Origin of the sequence: Citricoccus parietis (genome assembly GCF_042433045.1) — a bacterium.
Classification (GTDB): Bacteria; Actinomycetota; Actinomycetes; order Actinomycetales; family Micrococcaceae; genus Citricoccus; species Citricoccus parietis.
The window spans coordinates 21,298-27,563 of sequence record NZ_JBHLWH010000024.1 but is presented as its reverse complement, the minus strand read 5'-3'; the positions used below and the strand labels follow the sequence as shown (position 1 = coordinate 27,563).

At 69.3% G+C, this 6,266-nt stretch carries 6 protein-coding genes; 3 read left to right on the top strand and 3 right to left on the bottom strand.

Translation table 11 applies throughout. The features are described from left to right. Positions 1–96: 96 nt before the first annotated feature. The 3 genes from ACFFIO_RS08760 to ACFFIO_RS08750 are packed head-to-tail and all read right to left on the bottom strand — an operon-like array spanning position 97 to position 3,723. Positions 97–2,019 carry a glycoside hydrolase family 13 protein gene (locus tag ACFFIO_RS08760; protein ID WP_378041202.1) on the bottom strand — a complete coding sequence of 641 codons (1,923 nt, stop codon included), beginning with the start codon at positions 2,017–2,019 and terminating at the stop codon, positions 97–99. A gap of 44 nt (positions 2,020–2,063) precedes the next feature. Next, positions 2,064–2,936 carry a DUF8083 family protein gene (locus ACFFIO_RS08755; protein WP_378041201.1) on the bottom strand — a complete coding sequence of 291 codons (873 nt, stop codon included), beginning with the start codon at positions 2,934–2,936 and terminating at the stop codon, positions 2,064–2,066. Then, positions 2,905–3,723 carry an exodeoxyribonuclease III gene (locus tag ACFFIO_RS08750; protein ID WP_378041200.1) on the bottom strand — a complete coding sequence of 273 codons (819 nt, stop codon included), beginning with the start codon at positions 3,721–3,723 and terminating at the stop codon, positions 2,905–2,907. The genes ACFFIO_RS08755 and ACFFIO_RS08750 overlap by 32 nt, the downstream gene beginning before the upstream one ends. Before the next feature lie 205 nt (positions 3,724–3,928). Here ACFFIO_RS08750 and ACFFIO_RS08745 point away from each other — a divergent pair, with 205 nt between their 5' ends. From ACFFIO_RS08745 to ACFFIO_RS08735, 3 genes are read left to right on the top strand one after another with little or no spacing between them, the layout of a single operon-like run. Continuing rightward, positions 3,929–4,321 carry a GntR family transcriptional regulator gene (locus tag ACFFIO_RS08745; protein WP_378041205.1) on the top strand — a complete coding sequence of 131 codons (393 nt, stop codon included), beginning with the start codon at positions 3,929–3,931 and terminating at the stop codon, positions 4,319–4,321. An 8-nt stretch (positions 4,322–4,329) separates the two neighbouring features. Next, a complete protein-coding gene (locus ACFFIO_RS08740) occupies positions 4,330–5,463 on the top strand; it encodes an ATP-binding cassette domain-containing protein (RefSeq protein ID WP_378041199.1) in 1,134 nt (377 codons plus the stop codon). Continuing rightward, complete coding sequence (locus ACFFIO_RS08735; protein ID WP_378041198.1) at positions 5,460–6,242, top strand: hypothetical protein; 783 nt, start codon at positions 5,460–5,462, stop codon at positions 6,240–6,242. Before ACFFIO_RS08740 ends, ACFFIO_RS08735 begins: the two co-directional genes overlap by 4 nt. Positions 6,243–6,266: the final 24 nt, after the last annotated feature.

Here is a 6,266-nt window from a genome sequence, read left to right as displayed (position 1 = left end):
AGCGTCTGCGTGATCTACTAACAGTCACTTAACCATCAGGTGTTGCGAGGACCCCTGGAAACCGCCCAGAGTGGGGGCCTTCGTCGTCCCGGTACCTCAGCGTCGGAGGAACCAGGCGGCGGAATCGGGCATCAGCTGCCCGTCCTGCAACGCCTCGTCGTGGCTGAAGATCGCCGCGGCATACTCCTCGGGGACCTCCACCGCGGTCTGGCCCATGTTGGCCATGACCAGCGCGACCTTCTCCGGGATGCGGTCACCGGAATCGAGGTCATACCCGTGCTGACCGCCGCCTGTGGCCACGGTGAACGCCAGCACGCCGAGCTCGGGGCTGTGGAAACGAGACCACGCGAAGGTTCCGGTGCCCAGGTCCAGTTCCCCGCGGACGCCGAGCAGCTGCCGGTACAGCTCGAAGGTCGAACCGGCGACGTCGACCTGCCGGTCCGCCGCGTACGTCCCGTAGGACTCCGGCTGGGGCAGCCAGGGTGCCGCGGCAGCGAGAGGTGCCGTGCCGGCGTCGTGCCCGGGGAGGGCAGGGGTGGTCGGGATGTCCGGAGACGGCCCGTTGTCGGCCTGATGCCCGACGGCGAAGCCGAACCCGGGTGCGTCGGCGCGCCAGGGCAGGGGGACGCGGCAGCCGTCCCGGCCCTTCTCCGCACCCTCGGTGCGAACGTACGTGGGGTCCTGGCGGAGGGAGTCGTCCAGGGTCGTGTGCTCGGGCAGGCCGAGTTCGTCTCCCTGGTAGATGTAGGCCGATCCGGGCAGGCCCAGCTCGATCATCGCCGCGGCGCGGCCGCGCTTCCAGCCCAGGGCCTCGTCCGGTTGTTCGTCCTCGGCGCCGAGACCGTTGGGATAACGCGTGGGATCGGAGAGTCCGAAGCGGGAGGCGTGCCGGACCGTGTCGTGATTGGACAGCACCCAGGTGTTCGTCGCCCCGACCTTCTCGGCTTCCTGGACGGAGCCCGTGATCGCATCGGACATGCGCACCGCGTCCCACCCTGCCAGGAGGAAGGTGAAGTTGAAGGCCTGGTGCATCTCGCCCGGGCGGACGTAACGGAACAACCGCTCCAGCGGGGACACCCAGGCCTCGGCCACGAGCACCGGGTCGTGGTCATACTCGGCCAGGACGGCGTTCCACGAACGGTAGATCTCGTGGACCCCCTCCTGGTCGTGATACGGGACGGGGTGGGCGTGGTCCTGTGGGTTGGCCTCCCGGTGGCCGGAGACGTCCACGCCGGAGTCGGCATCTCCCGTGGTGGCGTGGGGCGCGGCATCGGTGACCATGCCCGGACGGGCATGGTGGTCCGGCAGGCCCTCGGCCTTGACGAGCCCGTGGGCCACATCCACGCGGAAGCCGTCCACACCGCGGTCCAGCCAGAATTGCAGGATGTCCTCGAATTCGTCCCGGACCTCGGTGTTGTCCCAATTCAGGTCTGGTTGGGAGGAGTCGAACAGGTGCAGGTACCAGTCTCCGGGGGTGCCGTTCGGATTCGTGGTGCGGGTCCAGGCCGGCCCTCCGAAGGTGGACTGCCAATTGTTCGGAGGCTCCGCGCCATCCGCACCGGTCCCCGGCCGGAACATGTAGCGATCGCGGACTGCGAGGCCGGCCTCGGTACTCGGGTCCGCGGACAGTGCCTCGATGAACCAGGGATGAGCGGAGGAGGTGTGGTTGGGCACCAGGTCCACGATCACCCGGAGCCCTGACTCATGGGCGGCGTCCAGGAGCCGTTCGGCGTCCTCCAGACTGCCGAAGAGGGGGTCCACGTCCCGGTAGTCGGCCACGTCATAGCCGCCGTCGCGCTGCGGGGAGACGTAGAACGGCGAGAGCCAGATGGCGTCCACCCCGAGCTCTTCGAGATACGGCAACTGGGCGGTCACGCCGGCGAGATCGCCCATGCCATCCCCGTCCGCGTCCGCGAAGGAGCGGGGGTAGACCTGGTAGATCACGGCGTCCACCCACCAGGAGTTGATGGGGTGGTTGCGGGCTTCGGACGGTGGGGTGCTCAGTGGTCCCGTGGTCATGGGCCCAGCCTAGTGGTCACGTGGATTCATGCCAGGGGTGGGTGTCAGCTGGCACGGCCCAGCTGCCGGACCGGCAACCAGCGGCGTACCATCCGGTGGTTCGCGATCACGGCGGCCTCGGTCTCCCCGTCCTCGAGGGCCTCGATCGCGGTGCGGACGTCGAAGGGGGAATCGTCCGGCCACACGAGCCGGGCCAGCCCGCCGTAGTCCAGCTCCACGCGGGAATCCGGGTGGAAGGACTCCAGCCAGGACACCAGGATGGTCAGGTCGTTCAGCAGGTCCATGTCCGGGGCGTGCAGGGAGAGCACGACGGCGGCGTGCCGGGCCCGCTCCAGGGCCAGTTCCAGCGGCACGGTGCGGCGCACGGACTCGGGGGAGTCCGGGTTCCCGATCACGGTCACCTCATCGTCCTCGTGCAGCAGCGCGAACCAGCCGGCGGGGACGCCCCACACCGCGGTGCGGGTGTGGACCTGGTGCAGGGCCTCGGCGTCGCCGAACTCCAGCCGTTCCGCCAGCCGCTCGATGTTGGCCTGCCGGGCCGCCTCCGGGACGAGCAGGGTGAAGATCTGCGGGCGCATCGAGTCAGCCAGCTGCTCGGCCGCGAGTTCGCTCCGCAGGGCCATCTCATCCGGGCAGAAGTACTCGGAGACCGGGGCCTCGCCGTCGGCCACGGGGACCCGGAGCACCCGGACCAGGTCACGGCCGTGCGGGAACGGGTCGGTGACGTCGCGCAGCAGCCGGCGTTGTGCCCGGAGAGCGGCCTCCTGCTCGGCCTCCGTGCGCGTGCGGCGGCTGGCGCGCTGGTACTCGGCCTGGACGGCGTCGGGAAAGGCCGCGAGGGGCTGGTAGACGCGCAGCTCGGACTGGTACTCCATGGCGTCCGGCTCAGGGGCCGAGGTCCACGACCACGGGGGCATGGTCCGAGGCGCCCTTGCCCTTGCGCTCCTCACGGTCGATCCAGGCGTCCGTGACGGAGTCGGCGAGAGCCGGTGAGGCCAGGACGAAGTCGATGCGCATGCCCTCCTTCTTGGGGAAGCGCAACTGCGTGTAGTCCCAGTAGGTGTAGACCCCGGGGCCCGGGTGGCGCGGGCGGACGACGTCCTGGAACCCGGCCTCCTCGAAGGCGTGGAAGGCGGCGCGCTCCGGTGCGGACACGTGGGTCAGGCCCTGGTCCCGGAAGAACTGGATGTCCCAGACGTCCTCGTCCTGCGGGGCGATGTTCCAGTCACCTGTCAGAGCCAGGCGCAGGTTCGGGTCCGCGGCGAGGTCCGCGGCGGCCTGCTCCTTGAGGATGTGGAGCCACTGCAGCTTGTAGGGCATGTGCTCGTCCTCGAGGGCGCGGCCGTTGGGGACGTAGAGGGACCACAGACGCACCGCGTCCGTCCCGGTGCCCACGGTCGCCGCGATGGCGCGGGCCTCCTGGACCGGGTCCAGGCCGCCCTTGCCGAAGGCGGGCTGGCCGGAGAAGGTGCGCTCGACGTCCGCCAGGCCCACGCGGGAGGCGATGGCCACCCCGTTCCACTGGGAGAAGCCGAAGTGGGCCACCTCGTAGTCCATGCGCTCGAAGAGCTCCCACGGGAAGTTCTCGTCCTTGCACTTGGTCTCCTGGATGGCCAGGACATCCACGTCGGTGCGTTCGAGCCAGGACTCGACGCGGTCGGCTCGGGCACGGAGGGAGTTCACATTCCAGGTCGCGATCTTCACCTGGCCAGCCTAACGAACCGAAGAGGGAGGTTTTCCGTCGGCTTCGGGTGGGTGTTCGCGTCGAACACCCTCCCGAAGTCGACTGGAAGCGGGGGTGGACAGGACGCAGGCAGGTTGCTAGGTTAGTTACACAAGTAATGAACCAATGGACCGAGTCGACTGTAGCGCTCGGTTCTGACCCCCAGGAATGGAGCGCCGCATGGAGATGGACGCCACGCAGCCGATCTTCCGCCAGCTGGCGCTCCGGATCGAGCAGGGGATCGTGGACGGAACCTACCCGGAGGAGACGCAGGTGCCCTCCACCACCGAGTTCTCCGCGTTCCTCCGGATCAATCCGGCCACCGCCAACAAGGGGATCAACCTGCTGGTGGACACGGGGATCCTCTACAAGAAACGGGGCATCGGCATGTTCGTGGCGCCCGGTGCCCGGCAGCAGCTGCTGGGCACCCGCCGCGAGGCCTTCACCCGGCAGTACATCCACCCGTTGCTCACCGAGGCGGCCCGGTTGGAGATCACCCCGGAGGACCTGTCCGAGATGATCCGCAGTACCGCCGCCGATCTCACGACCACCGCAGACACCACCCGATCAGCCCTGTAGGGGGAATCATGCACGTCACTCCCAACACCGTTCCCGAGACCGCTCCCGGCGGCATCAACCACACCGCACGCGACGCCCCGTCCGGCACCTCGTCCGGCACTGCGGCCGCCGCGCCCTTCGGGGCCGAGCCCGCTTCCGGCAACGGCAGCAGCACCGGCACCGGCCATGCCGCCGACGCCCTGAGCCACGAGGCCAGGCCGCTGCCGGCCGGGCAGCCGATCAACCCCGAGGCCGTGATCAGCGTGCGCGGGCTGCGGAAGTCCTTCGGCCGCAAGGAGATCCTGCACGGGCTCGACTTCGACATCCCCGCCAACTCCATCTGCGGCCTGCTCGGCCGCAACGGCGCCGGCAAGACCACCGCCCTGTCCATCCTCTCCGGCCAGGACCGGTCCACCCAGGGGGAGGTCTCGGTGATGGGACGGGTACCCTTCGAGGACATCGAGACGGCCTCCCACCTGTGCTTCGCCCGGGAGAACCAGAAGTATCCGGAGTCCTTCAAAGCCGGACACGTGCTGAAGTCCGCCCCCTGGTTCTTCGAGAGCTGGGACCAGGACTTCGCCGAACGGCTGGTGAGGATGTTCCGGCTTCCGGTGGAGACCAAGATCCAGAAGCTCTCCCGCGGGCAGCTGTCCTCGGTCGCCATCGTCGTCGGCCTCGCCTCCCGGGCCCCGCTGACCTTCTTCGACGAGCCCTACCTCGGTCTGGACGCCACGGCCCGTCAGCTGTTCTACGACGTGATGCTGCAGGACTACCTGGAGCACCCCCGCACCATCATCATGTCCACCCACCTCATCGACGAGGCGGCGGACCTGCTGGAGAAGGTCCTGGTGATCGACGACGGCCGGATCCTGATGGATGCCGACGCGGACTCGGCGCGCAGCGCCGCCTTCTCCCTCTCCGGCCCGGCGGCCGCCGTCGGGCAGCTCACGGAGGGCAGGAGCATCCTGCACTCCCGCCGGATCGGCGGGCTGTCCTCCGTCACCCTGGCCGGACAGCCCGACGCCGGCCTGGCCGCCGCCGCGGCCGAGCAGCACCTGGAGATCGGTCCGGTCGGACTCCAGGACCTGGTGGCCGCAATCGGCTCACGGCCCACCGACACCGTGGGCGAGACCGCCGCCGAAACCCCGAAGGAGTCACGATGAGCACCGCAACCCTGACCCAGGCCGGGCCCGCTCCGGCCGCCACCGCCCACCGCGGGATGAACCCGGTCCTGCGGATCGTCCGGCTGCACTTCGTGGACCGCATGCAGATGGTCTGGGTGCCGATCATCATGCTGGCCGCCGTGGCCGCCGTGTGCGTGGTCGTCTTCCTGCTGCTGGCGGCCCTGACGCCGGCCACGGCCGAAGAGCTCGGCGCCGGCTTCCGCTACAACCAGGCGGCGCTGTGGTCCTGGCCGGGCTTCATCGTGACGATCGGCGTCTACGCCTACGCCCGGACCATGCCCTTCGCCATCGGCATGATGGGTTCCACCCGCCGGCACTACTGGGCCGGGACCGCCCTGTGGATCGTGGTGCAGTCCGCCTTCCTGTCCGCCCTGATGGGGGCCTTCCTGCTGCTGGAGCAGGCCACCGGCCACTGGTTCACGGGAGCGCGCATGTTCGACGTCTACGCGCTCGGTGACGGTGACCTGGGGGCGACCCTGCTCATCAGCTTCGCGATCACCCTGGCGTGCCTCTCGGTCGGAGCCGGACTGGCCGCCGTCTACCTGCGGTGGGGCCAGTACGGTGTGATGGCCGGGATCGCCGGATTGCTGGTGGTCATCCTCGGGGCGCTGGCCCTGGTGCTGGGCACCGGGATGGATTTCATGACGTTCTTCTCGACGAACCTCATCGCCAAGATCTCCGGCCTGCTGATCGTGATCGCCGTCCTCGCCAACGGGGTGTCCTGGCTGGTCATGCGCAAGGTTCCCGTGGGGCGATAGACCAGCGCCAGGCCCGGGCGAGCG